At 42.0% G+C, this 25,782-nt stretch carries 25 protein-coding genes; 8 read left to right on the top strand and 17 right to left on the bottom strand.

Going from position 1 to position 25,782, the window contains the following annotated elements:
* Positions 1 to 137: 137 nt before the first annotated feature.
* The gene (locus tag PQ469_RS02540; protein WP_274211574.1) at positions 138 to 1,130 is read right to left on the bottom strand and encodes an AAA family ATPase; all 993 of its coding nucleotides are present in this window, start codon (positions 1,128 to 1,130) and stop codon (positions 138 to 140) included.
* Between the two features lie 58 nt (positions 1,131 to 1,188).
* Positions 1,189 to 1,608, bottom strand: a complete 420-nt coding sequence (locus PQ469_RS02535) for a YybH family protein (RefSeq protein ID WP_274211573.1) — start codon at positions 1,606 to 1,608, stop codon at positions 1,189 to 1,191.
* 154 nt (positions 1,609 to 1,762) lie between these two features.
* On the opposite strand from PQ469_RS02535, the gene PQ469_RS02530 reads away from it, so the two are divergent.
* The 6 genes from PQ469_RS02530 (at position 1,763) to PQ469_RS02505 (ending at position 8,458) form a co-directional block, all read left to right on the top strand.
* A complete protein-coding gene (locus PQ469_RS02530; RefSeq protein WP_274211572.1) occupies positions 1,763 to 2,641 on the top strand; it encodes a carbohydrate kinase family protein in 879 nt (292 codons plus the stop codon).
* 226 nt (positions 2,642 to 2,867) lie between these two features.
* Complete coding sequence (locus tag PQ469_RS02525; protein ID WP_090642439.1) at positions 2,868 to 3,965, top strand: vWA domain-containing protein; 1,098 nt, start codon at positions 2,868 to 2,870, stop codon at positions 3,963 to 3,965.
* A 154-nt stretch (positions 3,966 to 4,119) separates the two neighbouring features.
* Positions 4,120 to 5,625 (top strand): sigma 54-interacting transcriptional regulator, encoded by a 1,506-nt coding sequence (locus PQ469_RS02520; protein ID WP_274211571.1) that lies wholly within the window; start codon positions 4,120 to 4,122, stop codon positions 5,623 to 5,625.
* 18 nt (positions 5,626 to 5,643) lie between these two features.
* Positions 5,644 to 6,924 (top strand): metallophosphoesterase, encoded by a 1,281-nt coding sequence (locus PQ469_RS02515; protein ID WP_274211570.1) that lies wholly within the window; start codon positions 5,644 to 5,646, stop codon positions 6,922 to 6,924.
* 27 nt (positions 6,925 to 6,951) lie between these two features.
* Positions 6,952 to 7,839 carry a UbiA prenyltransferase family protein gene (locus tag PQ469_RS02510; protein WP_274211569.1) on the top strand — a complete coding sequence of 296 codons (888 nt, stop codon included), beginning with the start codon at positions 6,952 to 6,954 and terminating at the stop codon, positions 7,837 to 7,839.
* A 1-nt stretch (position 7,840) separates the two neighbouring features.
* Positions 7,841 to 8,458: a class I SAM-dependent methyltransferase gene (locus PQ469_RS02505; RefSeq protein ID WP_274211568.1), complete on the top strand. Its 618-nt coding sequence runs from the start codon at positions 7,841 to 7,843 to the stop codon at positions 8,456 to 8,458.
* A gap of 223 nt (positions 8,459 to 8,681) precedes the next feature.
* Here PQ469_RS02505 and PQ469_RS02500 read toward each other — a convergent pair whose 3' ends face one another.
* From PQ469_RS02500 to PQ469_RS02490, 3 genes are read right to left on the bottom strand one after another with little or no spacing between them, the layout of a single operon-like run.
* Complete coding sequence (locus tag PQ469_RS02500; RefSeq protein ID WP_090642429.1) at positions 8,682 to 9,374, bottom strand: response regulator transcription factor; 693 nt, start codon at positions 9,372 to 9,374, stop codon at positions 8,682 to 8,684.
* Between the two features lie 3 nt (positions 9,375 to 9,377).
* On the bottom strand, positions 9,378 to 11,021 hold the full coding sequence (locus PQ469_RS02495; RefSeq protein ID WP_274211567.1) for a sensor histidine kinase: 1,644 nt from the start codon (positions 11,019 to 11,021) through the stop codon (positions 9,378 to 9,380).
* Between the two features lie 5 nt (positions 11,022 to 11,026).
* Positions 11,027 to 12,916 carry an alpha/beta hydrolase family protein gene (locus PQ469_RS02490; RefSeq protein WP_274211566.1) on the bottom strand — a complete coding sequence of 630 codons (1,890 nt, stop codon included), beginning with the start codon at positions 12,914 to 12,916 and terminating at the stop codon, positions 11,027 to 11,029.
* A gap of 153 nt (positions 12,917 to 13,069) precedes the next feature.
* Between PQ469_RS02490 and PQ469_RS02485 the strand changes: the two genes are divergently transcribed.
* Positions 13,070 to 14,875, top strand: a complete 1,806-nt coding sequence (locus tag PQ469_RS02485) for a tetratricopeptide repeat protein (RefSeq protein WP_274211565.1) — start codon at positions 13,070 to 13,072, stop codon at positions 14,873 to 14,875.
* 155 nt (positions 14,876 to 15,030) lie between these two features.
* Complete coding sequence (locus tag PQ469_RS02480; RefSeq protein WP_274211564.1) at positions 15,031 to 15,333, top strand: DUF4286 family protein; 303 nt, start codon at positions 15,031 to 15,033, stop codon at positions 15,331 to 15,333.
* Between the two features lie 220 nt (positions 15,334 to 15,553).
* Here the strand turns inward: PQ469_RS02480 and PQ469_RS02475 are convergent, their stop codons facing one another.
* The 12 genes from PQ469_RS02475 to PQ469_RS02420 all read right to left on the bottom strand — a co-directional run bounded on the left by PQ469_RS02475 (position 15,554) and on the right by PQ469_RS02420 (position 25,753).
* On the bottom strand, positions 15,554 to 16,360 hold the full coding sequence (locus PQ469_RS02475) for an OmpA/MotB family protein (protein ID WP_274211563.1): 807 nt from the start codon (positions 16,358 to 16,360) through the stop codon (positions 15,554 to 15,556).
* A gap of 23 nt (positions 16,361 to 16,383) precedes the next feature.
* Positions 16,384 to 17,046, bottom strand: a complete 663-nt coding sequence (locus tag PQ469_RS02470; protein ID WP_274211562.1) for a DUF2461 domain-containing protein — start codon at positions 17,044 to 17,046, stop codon at positions 16,384 to 16,386.
* Positions 17,024 to 17,428: a DUF983 domain-containing protein gene (locus tag PQ469_RS02465; protein ID WP_090642405.1), complete on the bottom strand. Its 405-nt coding sequence runs from the start codon at positions 17,426 to 17,428 to the stop codon at positions 17,024 to 17,026. Before PQ469_RS02465 ends, PQ469_RS02470 begins: the two co-directional genes overlap by 23 nt.
* A gap of 163 nt (positions 17,429 to 17,591) precedes the next feature.
* On the bottom strand, positions 17,592 to 17,873 hold the full coding sequence (locus tag PQ469_RS02460) for a hypothetical protein (protein WP_090642402.1): 282 nt from the start codon (positions 17,871 to 17,873) through the stop codon (positions 17,592 to 17,594).
* Between the two features lie 870 nt (positions 17,874 to 18,743).
* Complete coding sequence (locus PQ469_RS02455) at positions 18,744 to 19,319, bottom strand: DUF420 domain-containing protein (RefSeq protein WP_090642399.1); 576 nt, start codon at positions 19,317 to 19,319, stop codon at positions 18,744 to 18,746.
* 5 nt (positions 19,320 to 19,324) lie between these two features.
* Positions 19,325 to 20,023: an SCO family protein gene (locus tag PQ469_RS02450; protein WP_274211561.1), complete on the bottom strand. Its 699-nt coding sequence runs from the start codon at positions 20,021 to 20,023 to the stop codon at positions 19,325 to 19,327.
* Positions 20,023 to 20,367 (bottom strand): cytochrome C oxidase subunit IV family protein, encoded by a 345-nt coding sequence (locus PQ469_RS02445; protein ID WP_090642393.1) that lies wholly within the window; start codon positions 20,365 to 20,367, stop codon positions 20,023 to 20,025. Before PQ469_RS02445 ends, PQ469_RS02450 begins: the two co-directional genes overlap by 1 nt.
* A 13-nt stretch (positions 20,368 to 20,380) precedes the next feature.
* The gene (locus tag PQ469_RS02440) at positions 20,381 to 21,103 is read right to left on the bottom strand and encodes a cytochrome c oxidase subunit 3 (protein ID WP_090642390.1); all 723 of its coding nucleotides are present in this window, start codon (positions 21,101 to 21,103) and stop codon (positions 20,381 to 20,383) included.
* A gap of 21 nt (positions 21,104 to 21,124) precedes the next feature.
* Positions 21,125 to 21,709: a cytochrome c oxidase subunit 3 gene (locus PQ469_RS02435; RefSeq protein ID WP_255369781.1), complete on the bottom strand. Its 585-nt coding sequence runs from the start codon at positions 21,707 to 21,709 to the stop codon at positions 21,125 to 21,127.
* 4 nt (positions 21,710 to 21,713) lie between these two features.
* Positions 21,714 to 22,595, bottom strand: coding sequence for a heme o synthase (gene cyoE, locus PQ469_RS02430; protein ID WP_274211560.1), 882 nt, complete (start codon positions 22,593 to 22,595; stop codon positions 21,714 to 21,716).
* On the bottom strand, positions 22,592 to 23,653 hold the full coding sequence (locus PQ469_RS02425) for a COX15/CtaA family protein (protein ID WP_274211559.1): 1,062 nt from the start codon (positions 23,651 to 23,653) through the stop codon (positions 22,592 to 22,594). The genes cyoE and PQ469_RS02425 overlap by 4 nt, the downstream gene beginning before the upstream one ends.
* Positions 23,654 to 23,953: 300 nt before the next feature.
* Positions 23,954 to 25,753: a cytochrome c oxidase subunit I gene (locus PQ469_RS02420; protein WP_090642381.1), complete on the bottom strand. Its 1,800-nt coding sequence runs from the start codon at positions 25,751 to 25,753 to the stop codon at positions 23,954 to 23,956.
* Positions 25,754 to 25,782: the final 29 nt, after the last annotated feature.

Below are 25,782 nucleotides of genomic sequence, written 5' to 3'. Positions count from 1 at the left end.
GCCCCGGCAGGCTACAAATTGTGCTTTGCCCTTGGTTATAGCAGTCTGTTTTTAATGAAGGTTATAAAAATGAATTATTTAAGACGATGGCTGACCTTAGGGTTATAGGCAGCTGAAATACAACATTTACCTGGCAATTAAACAGTTCCTGTTTTTATAAACTGCACCACTGCTTTCCCGGCTTTTTCAAATCTTTCGTCCCAACTATCACCCTGTATCAAAACATAGTGAATACCATGATTGGCCAATTCCTGTTTGTGGCTTTCGTCCAGCCTGTTCCTGTCTGTCTCGTTAAGCCGGGTGCCGTCCTGCACATATGGGGCATCAACATCCAGGTATATATACAAATCGAAATGATTGGCTGCCTCAACCCATTCCGGCACCTCTAAATCCTTATCAAACAAAAAGTGACTGTATGACCGGGTAGTGTTCAGATCAGTATCTACAAACAAAATCTTGTTGGCATCTTTTATCTTTTCGTTGATGGTTTTGGCGTGCAGCTCGGCTATCCGCTGCAAATCATCCTCAGTACATTCGTTGGTATGTTCCAAAATATCGCGGGCCATTTCGGCCACCTCGACTGTATGAAAATGATGCGCCAACCGTTTTGCCATGGTGGTTTTGCCGGTAGACTCGGTTCCCAGCAGGCATATCTTTTTGGTAAAGTAAGGCTTGGCAGCATCTGCCAAAAAATTCCAGAAAGCAAACGGCTTATCCCTTATCTGCGTGGCCGTTACCGGTACTATTTTGCGTGGCTCGTCAAATATCATGCTTTCGCAATTCAAAAACCTTCCCATATAGGCGCCATAAGGTTCTGATGCAAATATAATATCAATAGGGGGTAATTCCTTTTGCAAATAATTGGCCCAGATGCGGGATACACCTTCAGACGATGCAGAAGTGTTTGGCAAAACGGCTTCATCATAATTTAACAGCCACGGCCTCACCTTATTATTCTCTTTATAAGTTTCCTTAACCCACTCCAGCCTACGGCTTCCCCATATGGGCTCATCATAGCTGGCACTTACCAAAACAATAAGATCATCGCAATGCTGCAAAGCAAAGTCAATTAACGCGATGTGCCCTTTGTGCAAAGGCATAAACTTGCCTATAACCAAACCTCTTTTCATCCATTAAACCCCCGGGGGCCAAATGTAAAAAGGTTTTGAGCAAATCTCAAATCCGGAACTAACTTGTGTGGTCGCAAACTATTTTCCATTCGCCTTTAATTTTGCGGAACCAAAGGGTATAATAACCGCCCAACTCATCTTTAATGCGCTTAAGGTGCCAGCCTCCCAAAACAAATGCATTGGTGGCATCAAGCACTTTTACCTGTAAAATGGTAAATTTAAGCCGGCCCATAGCAGCCTTGCCCGGGTAACGCTTTTTGTAATGATCAAGCGTGGTTTGCCAGCCATAGTCGGGCCCGTTTTTTCCTACAAACACCAGCGAATCTGATTTCCAGTAGCCCTGCATAAACCCTTCAACATCGCCACGGTTCCAGGCTTTTTCCTGGGTGTACATTAAATTCACTATAGATTGCTTATCCTGCGCACGGCATAAGTAAACGCTCAACATTAGGAGGATTGACAGGAGGAGTTTTTTCATAATTTGAAGATAGTTAAATTATCTGACCCGGAATTCACCGAATTTACGGAACCAGCAGAGTTAAAAAAAATTGAAAATTCTTTAATTCGGTGAATTCCGGTTCAGACAAAAAATAAACTATCTTTGAGTTTACTGCCTTTAAAAAAACTCTTTTATGAAAAACCAGGTATTAAGCTTCGGCGAAGTTTTATGGGATGCTTTTGGCGATGGTAAAAAAGCAGGCGGCGCGCCTATGAATGTGGCCAGGCATCTTGTACAGCAAGGTGTAAAAGTTGCCTTTGCAAGTTCGGTTGGGATGGATAACAGTGGCGACATGCTGATCGAATTCCTGAAATCAAACGGGCTGTACTCCGGCCTCATCCAACAGGACGACGAATACCCAACCTGCGAGGTTACCGTGCAGCTGGACGAGAACAACCAGGCAACCTACATTATACCCGAACCTGTTTCATGGGATTGTATTGAAACTACCGATGCGCTTAACGCTGCAGCTAAAAATTCGGCGGCTATTGTTTACGGCAGCCTGGCCTGCCGCTCGGCCAAAACACGCGAAACATTACTTAACCTGCTCGACGAAACCGACGCGCTCAAAATATTTGATGTAAACCTGCGCCCGCCACATTACACACTATCTACCATCGAAACACTGGTTGCCCGCGCCGATGTAGTGAAAATGAACGAAGACGAGGCTAACTTGTTAATTGGCGGCAGTAGCCGCTCCTTACGCGACCAGATAACCGAATTCCGCTCCAAATATCATAACCGCACCATCTGCGTAACGCGCGGCGAACACGGCGCCATAGTATGGCACGATTACGAGTTTTATGAAAGCCCCGGCTGCCCCGTAAAAGTTGGCGATTCGGTAGGCGCAGGCGATGCATTCCTGGCCACCTTTGTAGCTGGGTTGCTGGCTAAACACCCTATGCAAATGGTTGTTGATAAAGCCTGTACCGTAGGTGCATATGTTGCCAGCCAGCGCGGCGCCAACCCTATTTACCCTACAGAACTTTTGAATAGTTTGGTGTATATTTAATTCAAAAATAAAAATTCAAAATTCAAAAATATTTAAGGACTGGCAGACTTCGCATCTTCCAGTTCTTAAACTTTTAGAGCATTCATTTTCAAATTCTCAAATTTTCAAATCCTCAAATTAAAAACCTCTAAATTGTCATTCTTACCTAACAATTTGTTTTAATCCCTCCTGCTCCAAACTTTTCATAATAATTATCCGTTCCTTTATAGTACAGAAAGGACAAGATATGCGTGGTTTTGGATTTTCCAGGTTTACCCCCAACCAGATCCCTAAAGGCGGATTTGAAGAATTATTGAAATTATTCCTCGAATTGCTCAACTATACATCGGGCGATGCAGGCGAAGCGTTGGCCTGGCTAAATGAACTTGATAAGCAATATAACCTTACCAACGATGATTATGGTATTGGCGACTTTATTGATGAACTTAAGCAAAAAGGCTATTTAAGCGATGATCAGCAAACCGGTGGTTTTAATATCACCGCTAAAACCGAGCAAAGCATCCGCCAATCGGCATTGGAAGAAATTTTTGGTAAGCTTAAAAAATCGGGGAAGGGTAATCACCGCTCGCCACAATCGGGGCAGGGCGATGAAAAAAATGCAGAACGCCGCGAGTTTGAATTTGGCGATAGTTTAGATCAGATAGATATGACCCAATCTATCCATAATGCCCAGGTTAACCATGGCATCGGTGATTTTATGATGACTGAACGCGACCTGGAAGTAGAGGAAATGGATTATAAAACCCTTACCTCTACCGTGCTGATGATAGATATCTCGCACTCCATGATTCTTTATGGCGAAGACCGGATAACCCCGGCCAAAAAAGTAGCAATGGCGCTTGCCGAGCTTATCCGTACCAAATACCCTAAGGATACCCTGGATATTGTTGTTTTTGGTAACGATGCCTGGCCTATAACCCTGCAGGACCTGCCCTATTTACAGGTAGGCCCTTATCATACCAATACCTATGCAGGGTTAGAGCTGGCTACTGATTTATTGCGCCGCCGTAAAACGCATAATAAGCAAATATTCATGATTACCGATGGTAAACCTACCTGTTTAAAGGAAGGCACTAAATATTATAAAAACAGCATAGGGTTAGATAGGAAAGTGGTTAACAAAACCCTTAACATGGCCGCGCAGTGCAAGCGCTTAAAAATACCGATAACCACATTTATGATAGCCAAAGACCCTTACCTGCAACAGTTTGTACGTAAATTTACAGAAACTAACGGCGGCAAGGCTTTTTACAGTTCGCTGAATGGTTTAGGCGAGTATATTTTTGAGGACTATATTAAGAATAGAAGAAAAACGGTACGCTAATTTGAAGATGTGCTAATTTGAAGATTTGAAAATGCTATTTTCCAATTTCAACAAGCATAGCTTCCACACAAAATAAAGACATCAGATGGCAATTTGAAGATCATGGGTTTTCCATTTTCAAATCTTCAAATCCTCAAATTTTCAAATTCAACAAATGAGTAAATTATTAGATATTAAAACCCTCGGCGAACTAAAAAAAAGTGGTTACAAAAGCCGTTCGGTGAAAGATGAATTACGTGCCAACCTTATAGAACAGCTAAAAAAACGCGAAGGCGGTTTTGCAGGTATTATCGGATTTGAGGATACGGTTATACCCGATTTGCAAACTGCCATTCTATCGCGCCACAATATTTTACTGCTTGGCTTACGCGGACAGGCAAAAACCCGCATAGCGCGCTTGTTAATTAATTTGCTTGATGAATATGTGCCATATATTACAGGATCAGATTTGTTTGATGATCCATACAACCCTATATCATGGTACGGCCATAGTGTTATCGAAGAAAAAGGAGACGAAACGCCTATAGGCTGGATTCACCGCTCGGAGCGTTATACCGAAAAACTGGCTACGCCAGATGTTACCGTAGCCGATTTAATTGGCGATGTTGACCCTATTAAAGCCGCCACCTTAAAACTGACCTATTCTGACGAACGCGTTATCCATTTTGGGTTAATCCCACGCGCCCATCGTGGTATATTTGTGATCAACGAGCTGCCCGATTTGCAGGCCCGTATCCAGGTATCGCTATTTAATATTTTGCAGGAAAGGGATATCCAGATACGCGGTTTTAAACTGCGTTTGCCTTTAGATATCCAGTTTGTATTTACGGCCAACCCTGAAGATTATACTAATCGCGGCTCTATCGTTACACCGCTAAAAGACCGCATTGAAAGCCAGATTTTAACGCACTATCCGCGTACGGTAGAAATTTCAAGGAAGATCACCCAACAGGAAGCATCATTAACCAACGATCAACGCAATGCCGTTGAAGCCGACGACCTGGTAAAAGACCTGATTGAGCAAATTGCTTTTGAAGCCCGTAACTCCGAGTATATCGATAAAAAATCGGGTGTATCGGCGCGCTTAACTATATCGGCCTATGAAAACCTGATTAGTAATGCCGAGCGCCGGATGATCATGAACCATGAGCCCGGCACTTTTGTGCGCATTACCGATTTTTTGGGCGTTATCCCGGCCATTACAGGCAAAATTGAATTGGTTTATGAAGGTGAACTGGAAGGCCCGGGCAAAGTAGCCAATATCCTGATTGGCAAAGCTATCAAAACCTTGCTGCTAACCTTTTTCCCCGACCCTGAAAAGGCTAAAAAGACTAAAGGTGTAAACCCTTATGCCAGCATTATCAATTGGTTTGGCGAGGGCAATAACCTGGCTTTGGTTGATGACATGTCGGCAATTGATTATAAAAAAGAACTATCCGAGGTTGCCGGCTTAAAAGACCTGGTTAAAAAATCACATCCGCGCCTGAGTGAAAATCAAACTTTATTGCTAATGGAGTTTGTGCTGCACGGCCTATCAGAATTTTCGCAATTAAACAAAGGCTTTTTAGATAATGGCTTTGCCTTCTCTGATATGTTTAACAGTTTATTTAACCTGCAGCCTGATGAAGACGACCTCGATTTAGATGATGACCGTTATTAATTTGGTACATTTGTGTAAATGACGGACACCGCGCTTAATATCATCCTGATCATTTCGGCACTTTTGCTAATTGACCTTTATGTATTAAACGGCATTCGAGGGGCTTTCCCAAAATGGCATTTTTTGCAAAAAAAGACGTTTACCTTTTTATATTGGGCGGCTTCCATTATAGTCATTTGCGGTTTGCTCACCGGTGTTTATATATATTTTGCGGGCCTTGGCGTTCGTGCAGCCGGCCTGCTCATATTTTCACTATTATTTATAGGCAAGCTTACCTTTTTGCCCTTCCTGTTAATTGACGATATAAAACGTTTGCTGGTGTGGCGTAAAAACAGGTTTAAAAATCAAACACCTGCGCATAATACCCTCGTTCCGCCGGATGCCATCCCCCGGTCAGAGTTTTTGTTGAAGGCCGGTCTGCTTGCAGGTGCCATTCCCCTGGCTGCCATAAAAATCAATATGCCAAGGGGGCTGTATGATTACCATGTACGTTATCAAACCCTATATTTACCCAATTTACCAAAAGCTTTTGATGGCATTAAGCTGGGGCAAATTTCTGATATCCATTCCGGGAGTTTTTATAACAAAAAGGCGGTACTTGGCGGCGTAGAAATGCTATTGAAAGAGAAGCCCGATTTTATATTTTTCACCGGCGACCTGATTAACGGACAGACCAGCGAAATGAGGGATTACCAGGATATTTTCGGCAAAGTAAAAGCGCCGCTTGGCGTTTATTCATCTTTGGGTAATCATGATTACGGCGACTATGGCGACTGGCAAAGCCCGGCCGATAAAATAAAAGACCATCAAGACCTGATTCTCACCCACCAAAATATGGGCTGGGACTTATTGCGCAACGAGAACCGCCGCCTTAAAGTAAATGGCGAAGAAATAGGCATTCTCGGCATCGAAAACTGGAGCCTGCACAGCCGCTTCCCTAAATATGGCCGCATGGAACTGGCCGCCAAAAACACAGACGACCTGCCGGTTAAACTCTTGCTGTCGCATGATCCGTCGCATTGGCGTGCACAGGTTTTAAATGACTATCCACAAATAGATGTAATGTTCTCGGGCCATACCCATGGTATGCAGTTTGGCGTTCGTACAAATGATTTTCAGTGGAGCCCTATAAAATATGTTTATACTGAATGGGCGGGCCACTATCAGCAAGGCATGCAACAATTATATGTAAATGTAGGTTTTGGCTTTGTAGGTTTATATGGCAGAGTTGGAATATTACCAGAGATTACGATATTTACATTAAAAGCCGGGCATGCTCCTTCGGGTAAGCTTACATAACATCACCCCCAGGCACATTCATTACCAATGAAAAGATCGCTTCAGTCTGTTTTTGATTTCCTGCTGTTCAGTAATATCTTCATGTCGCTTTGCGCGGTGGCGCAGGCATTGGTAACATTCCACTTAATAGGGTCAAAACCGGTGTTGCCGGTATTGGGTTTGCTATTCACCTCCACTTTAGGCATCTACAATTTCTGTATCATCATTACCAAACCTCAGAAGCCCGAAACATCTCCTTATAAGCGCGTACGTTGGTTTTTTGCCCACTATCGGCTTATGGTTACATTTACCATAGTTTCATTATTATCGCTGGTACCGTTATTTTTTTTGATCTCCATTGAATCAAAAATTCTTCTGGTTTTTTTGGGTATTTTATCATTTGCCTATGGCCTGCCGCTGTTTGCCGTGGGCGAGCAAAAATTCGGATTGCGCAATATACCCGGGTTAAAACCATTCCTTATTACCCTGGTGTGGACAATGAGCTGCGTACTGTTTCCTATACTGGAGGCTATGCATTTTCATGCCGCCAGTGTATCCATGCGCGATACCACTATACTGATAGCTAAACGTTTTTTGTTTATAGGCGCACTTACTATTCCCTTTGATATTCGCGATCTTTTTGACGACCGCAAAATGGGATTGAAAACCATCCCGGTAGTTTGGGGCGAAAAAAATGCCTACCTGTTTTGCCAGGTGTTATTGGCCGGTTATGTGGTACTATTATTCATTTTCAGGAATAACGGCTTTAGCCTGGATTTTTTTGCGCTAACTTTTACGGTATTTTTAACCGGTTGGCTTATCTTTAAATCGGCCTGGAAAAAAGACGAGTACTATTACTTTTTCTTTATGGATGGCGTACTTATCCTTCAATACGTAGTGTTATTAGCTGTTAACCTCATATTCAAAGGCCATTGATATGGCTGCCAGTTTTAATAACTCGGCCCGGTTTTATGACCTGCTTTCGCGTTTAGTTTATGGTAAAGCCATAATCAATACACAACTTTATTTAATCAATCACATCCAACCAAACAATAATATACTCATAGTCGGAGGCGGTACGGGCTGGATACTTGATGAAATTACAAGGTTACATCCGACAGGCCTAAAGATAACTTATGTAGAGGCTGCAGAGCGAATGATGGCGCTATCCCAAAAGAGGAATACCAGTGGCAATGAAATTATCTTCATAAACGATGTTATTGAAAACGTAAACCTACCCGTCGGCTTTAATGTAGCAATAACCCCTTTTCTGTTTGATAATTTCACTGAAGCAACATTAAGAACAGTATTCAGTAAGATTCATTCGTTACTAAAGCCTGGTGCACTTTGGCTCAATTGCGATTTTCAGTTAACAGGAAAATGGTGGCAGGGTCTCCTTTTAAAAAGCATGTTTTTATTTTTCAGGCTGATTGACGGTATAGAAGCAAGCAAGCTACCGGAAATTGAGGCTTGCTTTAATCGGAACAATTACTCCCCAAAAAACGAAAGAACTTTTTTTGGTGATTTTATTGTAGCGAGGGTTTATAAAAAGTAGTAATCAGATTTACTGTCAATATCAAATATCCGTCATTGCGAGGCACGAAGCAATCCCCGACATTGCCAATTCTCACATAGTTCAGGATTGCTTCGTGCCTCGCAATGACGGTAGTTTTGGACATTAGTTTAACTATATTTCGTTGCTCGTTGTAACGATTTTTTGTTCAGGTTTTACCTACTCAATTCACTCAATGACAACCAGGGAATTACTTAACTCTTTGTTACTGATTGTACACAAACTTATATCCTATCCCCCGTACAGTTTGTAAATACTGCGGCGAATCGGCATTTGTTTCTATCTTTTTACGCAGGCGTACAATGTGCATATCCAGGGTGCGGGTGTTTACATCGGCGTTGTAGCCCCATACTTCCATCATCAGTTCTTCGCGGTTGATAACCTTATTTTTGTTTTTAAGGAAATACAGTAATATCCGGTTCTCCAATATGGTAAGTTCAATTTTACGGCCATCACGAATGAGCAGGTGGGTATTAGGCAGATGCTCCATGTTGGCAAACTTATATGATTCGGCCTTCTCACTATTCAGGCTGAATTTAATTTTGCTGTCAATCATAGCCACCAGCACATCCATATTAAAAGGTTTGGTGATGTAGTCTGATACTCCAAAATTGTAAGCTTCAATTTTATCAACATCCTGGGCTTTGGCGGTCATCATAATCACCAGTTTATCGTATCCGCTTTCCCTGATATTACCACAAACTTCCGATCCGGTTTTTCCGGGCAACATCCAGTCAAGCAGTACAATATCAGGATATTCGGCCAGTATCATTGTTTCCGCATCCTCGCCATTGTCGGCTTCCAGCACTTTGTAACCTTCGGTTTGCAAACGCTCGGCAACCAGGAAACGCAGGTTTTCATCATCTTCAACCAGCGCAATTTTGATTTCTTTGTTCATACTTTAATTTTCGTTTGGAAGCGTAACTATAAACTCCGAACCTTCATTAACTTTACTGTTCACCGTTATCTCGCCGTCCATAAAATTAACCAGTTCTTTACAAAATGCCAAACCCAAACCTACGCTCCCGTTTTGGTTATATTGGTTTTCTATTCTGTAAAATTTTTTAAATACATTATGCTGTTCATTCCTGGGAATCCCTATCCCCTTATCTATAAAGGAAAACACGATATTGCCCTTTTTTCGTATAATATTGATGTTGAGCTGCCTTTTTTTGGGGTGCGAATATTTGTACGCATTCTCAATCAGGTTTTGAAAAACACTACCCAAAAGCACCGGGTCGGTATAAAAAGTATGCACCCCGTTACTGGTATAATTCAGCTTAAAATCGGGGTACTTAATTTTAAAAGTATCTATATAGCGCTCCACAAAATCATCCACTGCAATTTCTTCTTTTTTAATATTGATCGATTTATTTTCCAACTGGGTGAATGATAACAACTTGTTCATCAAATCGTTTAGTTTATCTGCTTCTTCATCTAAAATTTTTCCATAATGTTTGCGCTGCCGCTCGGTAAGCTCGCCATCACCTTTTAAATTTGACCCTGCAATTTTTATTACGCTTACAGGAGTTTTAAACTCATGGGTAAAGTTGTTTATAAAATCGTATTGTAGTTTAAACAGCTTGATATTTACGTTCAGGTTACGATAGATAAGCCATCCTATGGCAACCAAAAAAAGTGTTATAACCAATACCGCAGCTCCAATGGGCATAAAGCGCCGGTTGGTTTCGGCAGTAAGGTACCCTTCTTCCGAGCTGAAAAATAACTTATAATCAGAAAAAGCGCCCGGAAACGGCACCTCTGTTACCAATTTATTTCCTTCGCTGTCAATAGGGTCATATACAACCGGCTGTATAGACACATTCTGGTAAAGTTCATGATGGGTGTTTTTTACCTTCAATAAAACAGGATCAAGGTAAAACGTCATCATGTTTTGTTTATATGGTGCAGATACCGTTTTACCCCGCAACAGTTCCCGGTAATTTTTAACATCCAATGGCCGTAAAGTATTGGTGTAGGTTATTTTATTGGGCTTAACGTCCCAAAATGTTTTATACATTTCATCCTGGGTGGGCGCTCGTGTGGTATCCGAAAAGGCTATATAATTACGCAATTTTGCCGACATCTCGGCAAAATCCGGCTCATCGCCGATGTGGTTTTGCCGGGTGCCCAATATTTTGCCGTTTTGATGCCCATATTGATAAATTGCCTTAACAGATACATCCAGGTTATTGTCATAGCGGGTTACCGGTAACCGGGTGCCTATTTGTACATCATAAAAAACAACTTTTGTTACAAATTCATATTCCTTAAAAACCGATGAAGCGTATTTACGCGCCGATGCCGAATCCAAAAAGCCGCCGTAAAATTGTATTTCGGGAATTTTGTTGTAAAAAAAATCATAGTAGGGCTTCATGGTTTGCTCCAGTACCTCAATTTTTTTTGAGGAAAACTCATTTTCAACGTATTTGGAGGTAAGACTATACGATATAAAAAGCGCCACCACAAATGTGATAGATATGAGCACCAGGAATACGATGATCAGCAAAAAGTTTTTCCGGTAAGCAGTTTTTTGTGCCGGCATAACCGTTATGGTTTAACCCTCATGTTGTAATCCAGGAATTTTTCTATCTCGGTATACATTTCAAAGCGATTGCGCTCACTCCTGAAAAAAGCGCGTTCATTGGGTTTCAAAAAATATTTTACATCCACATCATGCTTGCGTAATTCGTGCACAAATTGGTTCAGTTCGCTAATATTGGCGCGCTGATCTTTAGCGCCCTGGAAAATAATTAAAGGCACCTTTATTTTATCAGTATGAAACACCGGCGATATAGCCCTTAGCCTATCGGCATCTGTTTCGGGATTGCCAACCATTTCATAAGTCATTTTTAAATAAGGTTTAAAAAACGGCGGGGCATCTTTGATATAGGTAAAAAAGTTAATGAGTCCGTATTGTATAACGGCGCAATTATATAAGTCGGGATGAAAAGACACGCCGTACAATGCAGAGAACCCGCCAAAACGGCCGCCAAAAATGGCGATTTTTTTGGGGTTAGCTATTTTTTTATCTATCAGCCAATGTACGCCATCGGTTATATCATCCTGAATTTTACCCCCAACCTGTTTGTAGCCCGCACTTCTGAAAGCTTTGCCATAACCGGTTGATCCACGATAATTCATCTGGAAAACAGCATAGCCCCTGTTGGCCAAAAATTGCACCTGCTCGTCGTACCCCCAGGTATCGCGGGCCCAGGGGCCGTCATGCGGCATTACTACCACAGGTAAATTAGTTTTTTTATTACCCAAAGGCATGGTCAAATAGCCATTGATGGTCAGCCCATCGCGGGATTTGTAGGCTACCGGCTGCATCACGCATAATTCTGTAGGTACCAGCGATGGATTAGTATCGCCCAGTTTAATTAGTTTACAGGTGCTGGCCTCATACAGGTAGTAAGTGCCGGGGCTGCGATCTGTATAGGTATACAATATAAACTTATTTTCCGAACTGTCCCGGTCAACCACTCTTACCTCATTACCTTTCAGCAACTCCTCCAACTTTTTATAAAGACGTTGTATATCAGGCGATAAAAAATATTTCCGTGGCTTGGCCTCATCCCAGCTGGCAAACTCAAGCCGGTGTTTATTTTTATAATATTCAACATACATTAAGTCGGCATTGCTGTTGCTAAAAATGGTACGTTCTTCTTTCCCGTTTTCAGCATTAATTTCAACCAGCGCCATTTTATCGCGGTTTACGTTTGATAAAGCGTAAAAATTATTTTTTTGTCCGGCAAAAGCAATCGGTCTTACCGAGTTTTTAAAATTGTTTTGAATAATGGGTTTAAAAGGCGCATTATCATCGGGCCTGTATAAAATAGTTTCGTCTACCCCGTCTGACGATTTTACCAGCCGGATTTTACCATCGGCATCCGGGAACCATTCGGTTATATTGCCTGGGTTTATGAGGTATGGCGATAGCTCCCCGGTTTTGATATTCAGTCGATAGATATCAAAATTGGCCGGATCGCGCTTGTTCATCCTGATGGTAATGATGTTTGGCTGCTGCTTGTTACGGTTAACCAGGTTTACTTTTACTTTTTCGAGTGAGAGGATTGTACGTAGCTGGTGCGTTGATATGTCAAGCGCATACATTTTAAACCCATCGTTTGCCACAATATCCTGGTTAAAAACAAGTTGGTTATTATAGGTCCAAAAGTACCAGCCGCTTACGGGATAATCATCAAATGATGTTTCCATATGTTCGGTACCATCGGCCAACGATTGTGTGAATAGGTTTTGTTTATCCTTGTATGGTTTCAGGTATGCTATATACTTACCGTCGGGAGATATTTTAAAAAAGGTTTTCTCAGGGGTTTTAAAAAAATCGGCAAGGGGGATTTGCTTTATATGTTCTTTGCATGAGCATATAACTGTGAAAAATACAATAAAAAGAAAAATCCTCGAGCGCCCAAACATATTTGCTTATGCCATTTTTATTAATCAGGTCAAATTAGATAAAATTAGTTAACGTTATCAACATGTCACTACAATTTTACCCGGTGTTATCTTTATACGGATATTAACTAAAAATGGCTGCGGCATTCGTATTAATTACCTATTTTTGATTAGATGAGGGTTTTATTTACAACTATTATTTTTGTTTTGCTGGGCACTGTTACACTGTTTGCACAGGATAACGAACTCCAGCTGGCCATGCAATATAATGCCAATGGCGAAACTCAAAAAGCGCTTGAAATTTACGAAAAACTATATAAGCAAAACAACGAAACCTATTATTCTTACTACGTAAACACCCTGTTAAACCTCAAAAAATTTGATGAGGCCGAAAATATTACCAAAAAACTGCAGCGTAAACACCCCGGCATAAACCAATACCAGATTATGCTGGGCACCATTTACACCCAGCAGGGTAAGCTTGATAAAGCAAACACCATATATGATTACCTGCTGAAAAACCTGCCTGCCGATCAAATGGAGATTGCCAGCCTGGCCAACCAATTTTACCAGAATGCCAATATTGATTATGCCATAAAAATATTTATACAGGGCCGTAAACTGCTTAAAAACGATGAAGCTTTTACTTACGAACTCATCAACCTCTATCGTTTTAAACGCGATAAGGTTTCACTTACCGATGAGTATCTTAATTTTTTGCCGGCAAACCCAAGCTTCATTACCCAGGCCGAAAGCAATTTTGCCATAGTGTTTGAAGGTGCAGCCGATTATGACCTGCTTAAGGCAGCATTGCTAAGGCGTATTCAAAAAGACCCGCAGCAAACCATCTATGTTGAATTGCTTACCTGGCAGTATATGCAGCAAAAAGAGTACGACCTGGCGCTTAACCAGGCCCTGGCACTCAGCCGCAGGCAAAATGACGATGGCAACAACATTTATGAGTTGTGCCGTACCCTTACCGCCAGCGAGGCTTATGACGCCGCCATTCGTGGTTACGAATATATTATTGCCAAAGGTGCAGGCAATCCTTTATATATCCCGGCTAAGATCGAACTCATCAACACCAAAAATTTAAAGGTTACTACCGGCAAATACCTGCCTGCCGATTTGCTGGGGCTTGAACAGGATTACATAGCCCTGCTTACCGAATTTGGGCGCAACAACAATACCGTTTTTGCCATGCAAAAGCTGGCCAATTTGCAGGCTTTTAAACTCCACAAGCTTAATGATGCTCAAAAATTATTGGAGAGCGCCATCGCAATCCCCAATATCCGCACCGAGCTGCTGGCAAGCTGTAAACTCGATTTGGGCGATGTGTATATGCTGAATAATCTGCCATGGGAAGCCACCCTGACATATAGCCAGGTTGAAAAAGGTTTTGAGAATACCAACATCGCCCAGGATGCCAAATTTCGGAATGCAAAAATGGCCTATTATACCGGCGATTTTACCTGGGCCAAAGGACAGCTGGATGTTTTGAAAGCGGCTACATCACAATTGATAGCAAATGACGCCCTCAACCTGTTACTGCTAATTAATGATAACACCGCGGCCGATAGCGCCGGCGCTGCGTTAAAAATATATGCCCGGGCCGACCTACAGATTTTTGCCGAACAACCCGAAAAGGCTTTAATGACCTTAGATAGTATCGACAAAAAATTCCCGGGCAATAGCCTTAGCGATGATATATTAATGGCCAAATCGCGCATTTTCATTCAGCAGAAAAACTATAACGACGCGGTACCTCTGCTCAAAAAAATCTTCAACGATCACCCTACCGAGCTTTGGGCTGATGACGCCGTTTTTATGCTGGGCGATATTTACGAAAACCACCTTGACGATAAAACAAGTGCCAAAGCATGGTACCAAAAAATAATCACCGATTATCCTGGCAGTCTCTGGATCAACGAAGCCCGCAAACGGTTCAGGTTGCTGAGGGGCGATAAAGCCGACTCGTAGTTGGTGAGTGGTTGATTGAATTGAATGGGTTAAGAAAGCATCTAATAAGTTTTTTAAATGTATAACCCAATTCAGTCAATAACCAGTTAACTTAATCAACTAAATCAACCACTCACCTAATCAACTCAATCAACCTAATTAACTAACTTTGCCCCATGATTGTATACAACGATACTATAATACTTGACGAAGCCATCCATAACGAATGGCTTCATTATATGAAAACCATTCACATCCCGGCTGTAATGGCTACCGGGCATTTTAGCTCGCACCGCATTTTAAGGGTTATCGATTCTCCAAACGAAGGGGTTACCTACTGCATCCAGTACAATGCCGATAGCATTGATCAGTTTCAGCAGTATTACATGAACCATTTGCACAAGTTACAGGCTACCCATCAGCAAATGTTTGATGAAAAGTTTGTGATTTTTAATACGCTAATGGAAGAGATGGAATAAACTTTAAATAATCAGGGCGTTGCCTGCGGCCGTGCTATCCGCTCATACCTCACAAGCTTATTCGCATGGCCCGTATCCGCTGCACTAACGCAAACTGCGGGTTGATCATTTGTTTGAGATAGTTCAGCTGAAAGCTGAAACCATAATCACCGCGGGTTGAAAACCCGCGGTGGCAGCAGCAAATAACAAAAAAGCTCCCAGGATTCGGGAGCTTTTGTCTTTATTTACTTATCAGGTTATAAAGTTCATCCAGTTTCGGAGTGAGCACAATTTCAATCCTACGGTTTTTGGTGCGGGCTTCGTCGGTATTGGCTGTATCAATTGGTTGAAACTCGCCTTTACCTGTAGCGGTGAGTCGGTGCGGGTCGACCATCTCAACCTCGGTAAGGTAACGGGTTACTGATGTGGCGCGCAGTACGCTCAAATCCCAGTTATCTTTTATCTGGCCAAGATTTTTCACTTTTTTATCGTCGGTATGGCCTTCAACAGCCATGTTGATGTCTGGTTCTTTATTCAGTACCGCAGCCAGTTGTTTTAAGGCTTCTTTTCCTTTGTCATCAATAATGATACTCCCCGACGGAAACAACAGTTTATCTGTAAGCGATACATATACTTTGCCGTTACGAATATCCACCGTTAAACCGCTTTGCTGAAAGCCCAGTAATGCTTTTTGCAATTTATTTTTTAGTGCATTGGTAGCCTCGTCGCGCTTTTTCAGAATTTCTTCTACCTCTTTTAACCGTGCCTCGCGCTTTTGCAGGTCAACAGCCAGTTGGTTTGCTTTGGTTGATGTAACATCCAGGTTGTTATTTAAGGCGTTGTTATTGTCGCGTAAATCGTTAATCTGGCGGTGCAGGCGCGCGGTATCGTTTTGCAGGCGCGAAAGTTCTTCTTCCAGGTTACCGGTACGGGTATTCAATGAATCGCGCTGCGCGACTAACGACCTATACTCTTTTGGCGATAATATTTTACATGAGTTAAGGGCCACACAAAAAATAGCGGCTAATAAAAGATATTTGATTTTCATAAAACAGATATTAAATGGGTATACTATGCAAGCGCATTTTTCAGAAAAACATTCAACGGGTATATTTTGCTGCAAATATCGGCTACCAGTTGCACGACTCCCCCTGCAGTTATTTCCTCGTCGGTTATTTTGTGCCAGGCAACAAAGCTTTTCAGTTTTAGCAGGTCGATGTTTTCATTTTCAGCACCATATTCACGAGGAACAGACTTTAGCTGTTCTTGTTTTCGGAAGTCGCCAAACAGCTTCACAAACTCCTTATCGTCAATAATATTCTTCAACTCCGAAGCATTATAATCAATTTCCTGGCGGATAACTTTCAGGTGGGGCGCCTCGGGCATCCAGTAACCACCGCCTATAAAAGAATTGCCCGGCTGAATTTGCAAATAAAACTCCACCGTACCTCCTCTTGAACCGCCGGACGGAATGCTTACCCCGAAATTATTTTTATATGGCGTTTTATTCTTACTGAAACGGATATCGCGGTAAATGCGCATCACGCGTTTTTTGGCGTCGATGGTTTCATCAATGGCCGGGTCAATCTTTTGCAATTTGGCAAGCATCTGGCCGGTAAAATCAATCACGTTTTCACGCGCGGCATCGTAGCGTTCTTTATTGGCCGTAAACCACTCGCGGTTATTGTTATCGGCCAGATCTTTTAAAAAATCAAGACTTTCCTGGTAAATCATCGGTATCTAAATAAGCCTGGTAATGTATCTTTGGCGATAACCAATACAACAACAGTACCCGCGAATATCTGAAATTTATAGGTGCCAGTAAAATACAGCCGGCTATTAATACACCAAGATATAACCAGGGTGAATCGGAATTGTGCGTAACTAAATAAGTGAGCCAGGCAAGGCCCAGGGCCTCCAGCACATTAAGCGCGTAACTAACATACATAGCCGCGTAAAAATAGCCGGGCTCAATTTCAAAGTACAGGTTACAATGCGGGCAGTTTAAATTTATTTTGTTGGCAAAACTATAGGGCCCACCCTGGAACATATCGCCCCTGCGGCAACGCGGACATTTACAGTTGAGCATAGCCCATGATTTTGGCGTTTCGGGCATAGTGGGTAATGGGGAAAATGTTAACGTAAAGCCTTCTTTATTTCGATTACTATCCTAACATATTTCTCCGTCATTGCGAGGCACGAAGCAATCCCCGATAGGCATGGTGATGTGCATGTAGGGGATTGCTTTGTACCTCGCAATGACGATCTTTCTCTGTATGTTAGTTAAGATTAAGCGTCTCGTGCCTCATATCGTTAAGGTTAACGTTTTTGCGGCGATATTTTTTATACCAGATATAACCGCCAACAGCAACCACAAAATAAGGAGCACCAAGCAAAAACAAAATGCCCTTATTAAGGCCTTTAGCCGCGTTACCGCCGCTTTTGGTGTTAGTCTCTACAGTTGCAGCACATTGCGCGCACTGGGCCTTTACAGGCTGCCTTACGCCTACCATTAAGCCAAGGGCTATTACGAAAAGAATAATTTTTGAAACCCGTTTCATGAAGGCAAATTTACGTAATAAATTGGGATAAATGGTATTGGCTATTACGCCTAAAAAATTGCTTACGACTTTCTAATTTTAAAACTCCGTAGGCTCCGGGATTAATAACCAAACTTATCAAGTGGTTACATCAAATGGCTATGAATTGAATACAGGTTGTTTTTACAAATTTTCGGTACTATGCATAACCAACAAAGTGTGTGTACCGGCAGGAATGAGACAGTGTGAAACACCCTGGTACGCCCTGAAACGCCCTGAAACACCCTGAAACACCCTGGTACACCCTGAAACACCCTGGTACGGGGTGGCACACTTGCCTGGTTATATCGGGAGCATGCTAAAAGCAGTAAGCATAAGGTTTCAACGTTTATTTTTTGTTCGATAAGAGCAACGCACCTGAACAAAAAATAAATAAATCTTTCTATTCGAACAGATGCAGCGGGATTGATGCGAATACCAGCCTGAGTTGCTGAATTAAGAAAAACAGGAGGCCAAATAATATCGAAAACTGAATTTCGAATGCGCAACGCCGAAGTGTTTACTTCATTATCCGATATTGGACATTCTGTGTCCGATATTAAATCGACCTTAATTTCTTAACTTATACATTGGGATACCTATTGAGGAGAGTAACACTGGCGGTGAGCATAAAGATATAGTCTGAACCGGAATTACTCATAGAATTAAAGAATTTCCGGAATTTTTAAAATTCGTGTAATTAAGTTAACTCCATAAATTCCGCAGTTCAGACAAACGCGATAGGGATGGAAATGGATACCGGCCGCGAGCGCAACGCCTGCGGGCGTATGAATGCACAGCCCGGGCCAAAGGCATCGCCCCAATAAGCATGCCGGGCTATATACCTACCTGTTAAAAATTATAATAAGGCTTTATCATCAAATAAACAATTACCCCGGTAATGGTTACAAACAGCCATATCGGGAACGTCCAGCGTACCAGTTTACGGTGTTTTTCAACCTGCATTTGCAGGCCGCGGTAAAAACTTAATAATATTAGCGGCAATACACCTGCCGCCAGTATGATGTGTGGCGTTAAAATAGAAAGGTACAAAGTACGCATTCCACCAGCCTGCGCTCGTTCCGAATCAGACAGGATGCCGTCGAAATTGGCATCGCCATACAAGGTATCATGGCGCATAAGGTAATGAAACAGGATATAGGATACCAGGAATGTTGATGACAAACAAAACGTAAGGATATTAAGCCGCTTATGCACCGTGATGTTGCCTTGCTTAATAAAGTATAAGGATAGCAATAAAAGCACCGTACAGGCGCCATTTAGCACCGCGTTAAGCATAGGCAGGTATGGCGTAAATGCCGGTGCAACCGCGGGGCCCGGAATCAGGTGCCTGTTTAATACTACAACAACCGCTATTACAAATATGGTAACGGCTGCAACAAAACGGAGTATAAATTTATCGGTCATATTTGTTAATATAAGGCTTTATCAACTTTGCGCAGTTCTTCGGCTATCAGCACTTTTATCTCGTCGTTAAGGCGGTTTACATCATTGGTATTAGCGCCCGAGTAATAACCGCGGATGTGCTTGTCCTGGTCAATCAGTATCAGCTTATCGCTGTATATAAAATCGTCTTTGCCCGTTTGTACCGCATCAACCAAAAAGCCATTGCGGGCCAGGTTATATACCGATGTGGTATCGCCGGTTAAAAACACCCAGCGGTTTGATTCGGGCTTAAAGCTTTGCAGGTATTTTTTTAAAACATCAGGTGTATCCCGGTCGGGGTCAACCGTGATGGATGTAAAATACACCATTTTGTTTTTCCAGTAGGTACCTACCAGGTAACTTAAGTTATTATTGATAGTACTGCAAACGGTGGGGCAATGGGTATAAAAAAAACTTGCTACAAAAATCTTTCCCTTAAGATTAGCTTCTGTAAAAGGTTTACCATCCTGATCGGTAAGTTTAAATGATGGCAGCTGGTAGTAATTGGTATCAGGAATATCCTTACCGTGAAACCTGTGGGTGGTTTTGGCAACCTCTTTAGGGCCAAAATGAGCAAGCGGTTTATACCTGTTTTTCCCCTTAGCGGTTAGTAAATAATACAAAAATCCTGGTACTGCTAATATGAGCACCAGGACTGTAATTTTTTTCCAGATGGCAGCTTTCATTACCCCCGAAGATCAATCCAGTGGTGGCTTTCGTTAGTAAGTACCAGGATTAAACCGATTATAAATAAAATTGGGACAATAATTGCCAAAGCCAAACCAAGCTTCTCGAACTTTAAGTGCATAAAGTAAGCTACGATGTAAAATGCTTTAAACAGCGTTAATACGATGTATACAGGATTAGCAAAATGTATTGGAAGAATACCTTTTGGCACCATATACAATGCAATAATGAATTCAATCGCTGTAATAATCGACAAGATACCAGCTACTTTTAGTATCCTTCCCTTGGTCATTGATTGATGATCGCCACCTTCGTGGTGAACTTCGTGTGATTCTGTTGACATATATGTAATATTTTTAAACTAAGTAAAAGAAGGTAAACACAAATACCCAAACAAGGTCTACAAAGTGCCAGTAAAGGCCAACCTTCTCAATCATTAAGTAGCTACCTCTTTTTTCGTAGGTGCCTAACAACACGTTAACAGTGATAATGATATTGATGATAACACCCGTAAATACGTGGAAACCGTGGAAACCGGTGATGGTGAAAAACAGGTTGGCAAATTCCTGCGCGGTCATATGCCTTGCAGCTTCGGTACCTCCTGCATTAAAAAATTCACTTAAAGCTTCTTTGCCCGGAGTGCTGCCCCACCAAAAACCTTCGTGATGTAAGTGAGCCCACTCTAACGCCTGGCAACCCAGGAACATGAAGCCAAAAACAATAGTTAAAATCATCCACCCTACAACTTCTTTTTTAGCGTTACGATGACCTGCCTCAACTGCCAATACCATCGTTACAGAGCTAACGATCAATATAAAAGTCATGATACCCACGAAAACCAACGGAGCACCGTGATCGATAAGACCTGGAACCGATTGGAAAACTTTATCTGCAGCCGGCCAAACACTTGCGCTGAAACGCAGTGAGCCGTAAGAAATTAGTAATGACGAAAAGGTAAATGCATCCGAAAGGAGAAAAAACCACATCATAATTTTTCCGTACTCAACATTGAAGGGAGACCTCCCTCCAGACCACGGAGTTGTTTTTACTTCATCAATTTGTGATACTGTTGTACTCATTTGTACTTAAATAATGGTGTGTTAATTTTGGTTCAAAAGTAAAAAAACATACAGATAAATCCATATAATTCCGAGAAAATGCCAAAAAATAGAAGTCATTTGCATTTTATACAGGTTACGTACCTGCGGAATGTTCTTATATGCCCCTGTAAGTGTGCTCAATAACAATAATATTGCTGCAAATATGTGAGCCAGGTGCGCGCCCGCAAACACATAAACAAACGAACGTGATGCATTATCGTTTACAAAGTAAACCTGCATTTTGTAGGTAAGTATATACATGGCGTAAATTTGCATGGCAAAAAAGGCAATACCCAATGCCAGTGTAAGCCATAAATAGGTACGCTGCTTTGCAATTTGCAGGTTTTTTGCGGCCTTTGATGCTAAAAACAAGGTACCGCTGCTTAGTACTATAATTACAGTACTATAAAGAAACGCGGCCGGCATAATTACATTGAGCCCATGCCCCTTGCCGCCGCTATAAACAATAAACCCGCTGGTTAAGGCCGCAAAAAACATACACGATGTGAATATAAAAATCCACATATTGAATTTCTTGGGTTCCAGATCAAGCCTGTCGGGATTTTTTTGAATCGAAGCCATCATACTTTCACTTTCCTATAAAATCAAATAAAAACATTAATTGCACTATGGGCAAATACATAAACGACCCAAACATTAATTTACGGGCCGCCTCAATTTGCTGTGTACGCAACAGGTTATAAGCCTGGTATAAAAAAACAATACTGCATACTAATGATACCGCGCCAACATAGTAACCGCCGTAGTGGTAAATGGTTGGCAATAAACTTACCGGTACCAATATCAGTGTAAATATAAAGGTAATTACCGCACTTCCTAAATTGCGGCTGCCTGTAGGCAACAGCCTGAAACCGGCCAATTTATAATCATCATCCAACACCCAGGCAATAGCCCAAAAGTGCGGAAACTGCCACACAAACTGAATGGCAAATAATATTAGCGCTATTTCGTCAATGCGCCCGTGTTGTTGCGCGGCAACATATCCAATAAGTGCGGGCAATGCGCCGGGGATAGCCCCAACAAATACCGCTATCGGCGATTTACGTTTTAGTGGCGTATATGCAAACGCATACAGTAATATCGAAAACACCGATAGCAAGCCTGTTAGCAGGTTAAGGCTCCCTAATAAATAGGTACCGGCCATACCCATACCCAGGCTCAAAACAAGCGCCTGTCCGTTAGTCATTTTACCTGATGGTAATGGCCGGTCCATAGTACGTTTCATTAGCTTATCCAGGTCTTTTTCAATCATCTCGTTAAAGCCGTTGGCTGCTGAAGTAACCAAAAAACCACCCACAATTAGTTTTATCCAGTTTATCCAGTTAATACCGCTTACCCAATGTGCGTGGTTATTAGCCATACTGCCTATCAAAAAAGATATCGAGGCAGAAAGGGTAACCATAAAGGTGAGCCTCAATTTTATAAATTTTGAATAATCACTCCATTTCATTTGCTTACCCCCCTAACGTTAACCGATTGATGTAAATTCAACAGCAAATAAAACTGCGCCCCAAATATTAAACTTGCCAATAAAATATGTGCTGCCTGCGCTACCGGTGGCAAAGCCGAATACGAAAGCAGGATACCGGTAACAATCTGCAGCATGATCATTAAAAAATTAAAGCTCATTAACTGCTGGTGAATTGAATGCCGGTTAAACTTTTTACGGATCAATGCATAAAGCACCACGTTTATCAAAAATATCAAAATAGACATATCGCGGTGATGCGTGAAAATTTCGCCAGCGCCCTTTATCCAGTTACTGCGATAACCACCCTGAAAATGAGCAGCAACCGCATCTATTTTCTCCCGTACCTCGGTGCCAAACGTTATCTGCAATACGCTTAGCACCAATGCAGCCAATGTTACTATATATATAACCGGGCTTGTATTTAATTTACCATTGCCATAAACCCGGGCCAAATGATAAGTGTAAATGCATATGGCAAGTATGGCCAGGGCCAATAACATATGTACCGTAACTATCCAGGCCACCAGGTTGGTTGATACCACGATAGACCCAAGCCAGGCCTGGAAAACTACCAGGATCAAATTAAATATGCTTAAAAGGGTAATCTTTTTATCTATTTTCCAATATCCCAACGAATACACTGCAGATAGCAACAAAAATATACCGGATATAGCACCGATTAAACGGTTTATATATTCTGTCCAGGTTTTGCCGGCATTAAACTCCTCAGGTACCAGGATTGACCTGTCTTCACGAATCCTGCGGGCCAACTCACTGTAACCAAATACATCCAGTGTTTTGGCAAAACGCTGATTTTTGGCCAGCCGCTTTTCAACATAGGTTTGCTTGTAATCTTTGGGCAAATCGGCGCTGCTTGTTGGCGGTATATAACGGCCAAAGCATTTAGGCCAATCGGGGCATCCCATTCCCGATCCTGAACTACGTACAACACCGCCCGCAAGTATCAAAACAAAAAGTAGAACAATTGTTATGAGGCCTGTTTTTTGAAAACGTTTGTTGGGTGCGGCTGTGTTCATTTAAAATATCTTCTAAAAATTTAGGGGAACCTTTCTATTTGAAAATTTGACGATTTGAAAATTTGAAGATGCTATATTTTCCAAATCTTCAAATTCAGTACGGCGCCCTAAAAACCAGATAGGTATTAATACTGTACACGCATTATTTTAAAATTTGAGAAAACAATATTTTCAAACTCCCAAATTCAATACATCCCCTGTATATTTGAAAATTTGAGAATTTGAAGATGCAATATTTTCAAATTCTCAAATTTTCAAATCCTCAAATTCAGTACGGTACCCTAAAAGATCAGATCAGTATTAAGATTCTTTTGGTGTTTCGCTGTCGTTTGCTTTCAGCTTGTCGTTAAACTTATTCAACTCGTCCATACCAGCAGGGTTATCTTCAAAATCATGAGGTAAGTTCGAGCTCATGGTTTGCGAGAAAGGTACTGTTTGAGGTATAAAGTCCTCTTCGGCACCCGGTTTGCTGTAATCATATGGCCAACGGTAAACAGTAGGAATTTCGCCAGGCCAGTTGCCATGGATATGCTCCACTGGCGCTGTCCACTCCAGGGTGTTCGACTGCCATGGATTTTGGGTGGTTTTTTTACCTGCAAATATCGATACGATAAAGTTATATATGAAAGCCACCTGGGCCAAAGCTGCCATGATAGCGGCCCATGTAATAAAGGTGTTTATGGTTAACCACTTTTGCATCGAGGCAAACTCGGTAAACGCGTAGTAACGACGGGGTACGCCATCCAGACCCATAAAGTGCATCGGGAAGAATACCAGGTAAGCGCCAATGAATGTTAACCAGAAGTGCAGGTAACCCAACTTTTCGTCCATCAGTTTACCAAACATTTTAGGGAACCAGTGATAAACACCGGCAAGCATACCGAATATAGCTGCCGACCCCATTACCAGGTGGAAGTGGGCTACAACAAAGTAAGTATCGTGCAAATTGATATCCAGGGCAGCGTTACCCAGGAAGATACCTGTTAAACCGCCAGAGATAAAGAATGATACCATCCCGATAGCGAACAACATGGCAGGTGTAAACCTGATGTTACCGCGCCATAGTGTAGCCAGCCAGTTAAAGGTTTTTACTGCAGATGGCACCGCGATAATCAACGTAGTGATCATGAACACACCACCAAGGAATGGGTTCATCCCGGTTACAAACATGTGGTGGCCCCATACAATGAACGACAACACAGTGATACCTATCAGCGAGTAAACCATTGCGTGGTAACCAAAAATTGGCTTCCGTGAGTTTACCGACATAACCTCAGATGAGATACCCATTGCAGGCATAATAACGATATATACCTCGGGGTGGCCCAGGAACCAGAATAAATGCTGGAAAAGGATTGGGCTACCACCTTCATAAGGTTGTTGCACACCATTCAATACAATGTCAGATAAATAAAAGCTCGTACCAAAGCTACGGTCAAATATCAGCAGCACCACACCTGCAACAAGCACAGGGAATGCAAGGATACCTAAAATAGCAGTAAGGAATAAAGCCCAGATAGTCAAAGGCATTTTCCAAAGGTCCATACCTTTTGTACGCATGTTTAATACAGTACTTACGTAGTTGATACCACCCATTAATGATGATGCAACAAACAAAACCATACTAATTAACCATAGTGTCATACCTTCACCTGAACCTGGCATAGCTTTAGGCAAAGCAGATAACGGCGGGTAAATTGTCCAGCCACCGCTTGCAGGGCCGCTTTGAACAAAAAATGACGATAACATAATCACACTGGCCATAAAGAAGAACCAATACGATAGCATGTTCATGAATGGCGAAGCCATATCACGTGCACCAATCTGCAAGGGGATCAATAAGTTGGCAAAAGTACCGCTTAAGCCGGCAGTTAATACAAAGAATACCATGATGGTACCGTGAATGGTAACCAGCGACAGGTAAAACTCCGTACTGATACGGCCGTTAGGGGCAAAGTGGCCCAGTAATGTAGTTAATAAAGGGAATGTTTTATCTGGATAAGCCAGTTGGATCCTGAAAAGGATGGATAAAATCATTGCGATAACCGCCATAGTAATACCTGTAATAAGGAATTGCTTGGCGATCATTTTGTGATCCATGCTAAATATGTATTTAGACACGAAAGTTT

The sequence above is a fragment of the Mucilaginibacter sp. KACC 22773 genome (assembly GCF_028736215.1).
In the GTDB taxonomy this organism is placed as follows: Bacteria; Bacteroidota; Bacteroidia; order Sphingobacteriales; family Sphingobacteriaceae; genus Mucilaginibacter.
Note: the sequence above shows the minus strand (reverse complement) of the source record. Positions and strands in the feature narration are given on the sequence as shown.

Coding starts and splice junctions, on each gene's coding strand:
- PQ469_RS02525 (WP_090642439.1), top strand. CDS start 2,868: ATGCGTGGTTTTGGATTTTCCAGGTTTACCCCCAACCAGATCCCTAAA.
- cyoE (WP_274211560.1), bottom strand. CDS start 22,595: ATGAAATGGAGTGATTATTCAAAATTTATAAAATTGAGGCTCACCTTT.
- PQ469_RS02520 (WP_274211571.1), top strand. CDS start 4,120: ATGAGTAAATTATTAGATATTAAAACCCTCGGCGAACTAAAAAAAAGT.
- PQ469_RS02495 (WP_274211567.1), bottom strand. CDS start 11,021: ATGCCGGCACAAAAAACTGCTTACCGGAAAAACTTTTTGCTGATCATC.
- PQ469_RS02445 (WP_090642393.1), bottom strand. CDS start 20,367: ATGTCAACAGAATCACACGAAGTTCACCACGAAGGTGGCGATCATCAA.
- PQ469_RS02490 (WP_274211566.1), bottom strand. CDS start 12,916: ATGTTTGGGCGCTCGAGGATTTTTCTTTTTATTGTATTTTTCACAGTT.
- PQ469_RS02420 (WP_090642381.1), bottom strand. CDS start 25,753: ATGGATCACAAAATGATCGCCAAGCAATTCCTTATTACAGGTATTACT.
- PQ469_RS02435 (WP_255369781.1), bottom strand. CDS start 21,709: ATGATGGCTTCGATTCAAAAAAATCCCGACAGGCTTGATCTGGAACCC.
- PQ469_RS02475 (WP_274211563.1), bottom strand. CDS start 16,360: ATGAAAATCAAATATCTTTTATTAGCCGCTATTTTTTGTGTGGCCCTT.
- PQ469_RS02530 (WP_274211572.1), top strand. CDS start 1,763: ATGAAAAACCAGGTATTAAGCTTCGGCGAAGTTTTATGGGATGCTTTT.
- PQ469_RS02515 (WP_274211570.1), top strand. CDS start 5,644: ATGACGGACACCGCGCTTAATATCATCCTGATCATTTCGGCACTTTTG.
- PQ469_RS02510 (WP_274211569.1), top strand. CDS start 6,952: ATGAAAAGATCGCTTCAGTCTGTTTTTGATTTCCTGCTGTTCAGTAAT.
- PQ469_RS02455 (WP_090642399.1), bottom strand. CDS start 19,319: ATGACCGATAAATTTATACTCCGTTTTGTTGCAGCCGTTACCATATTT.
- PQ469_RS02505 (WP_274211568.1), top strand. CDS start 7,841: ATGGCTGCCAGTTTTAATAACTCGGCCCGGTTTTATGACCTGCTTTCG.
- PQ469_RS02450 (WP_274211561.1), bottom strand. CDS start 20,023: ATGAAAGCTGCCATCTGGAAAAAAATTACAGTCCTGGTGCTCATATTA.
- PQ469_RS02460 (WP_090642402.1), bottom strand. CDS start 17,873: ATGAAACGGGTTTCAAAAATTATTCTTTTCGTAATAGCCCTTGGCTTA.
- PQ469_RS02485 (WP_274211565.1), top strand. CDS start 13,070: ATGAGGGTTTTATTTACAACTATTATTTTTGTTTTGCTGGGCACTGTT.
- PQ469_RS02425 (WP_274211559.1), bottom strand. CDS start 23,653: ATGAACACAGCCGCACCCAACAAACGTTTTCAAAAAACAGGCCTCATA.
- PQ469_RS02465 (WP_090642405.1), bottom strand. CDS start 17,428: ATGCCCGAAACGCCAAAATCATGGGCTATGCTCAACTGTAAATGTCCG.
- PQ469_RS02500 (WP_090642429.1), bottom strand. CDS start 9,374: ATGAACAAAGAAATCAAAATTGCGCTGGTTGAAGATGATGAAAACCTG.
- PQ469_RS02480 (WP_274211564.1), top strand. CDS start 15,031: ATGATTGTATACAACGATACTATAATACTTGACGAAGCCATCCATAAC.
- PQ469_RS02540 (WP_274211574.1), bottom strand. CDS start 1,130: ATGAAAAGAGGTTTGGTTATAGGCAAGTTTATGCCTTTGCACAAAGGG.
- PQ469_RS02470 (WP_274211562.1), bottom strand. CDS start 17,046: ATGATTTACCAGGAAAGTCTTGATTTTTTAAAAGATCTGGCCGATAAC.
- PQ469_RS02535 (WP_274211573.1), bottom strand. CDS start 1,608: ATGAAAAAACTCCTCCTGTCAATCCTCCTAATGTTGAGCGTTTACTTA.
- PQ469_RS02440 (WP_090642390.1), bottom strand. CDS start 21,103: ATGAGTACAACAGTATCACAAATTGATGAAGTAAAAACAACTCCGTGG.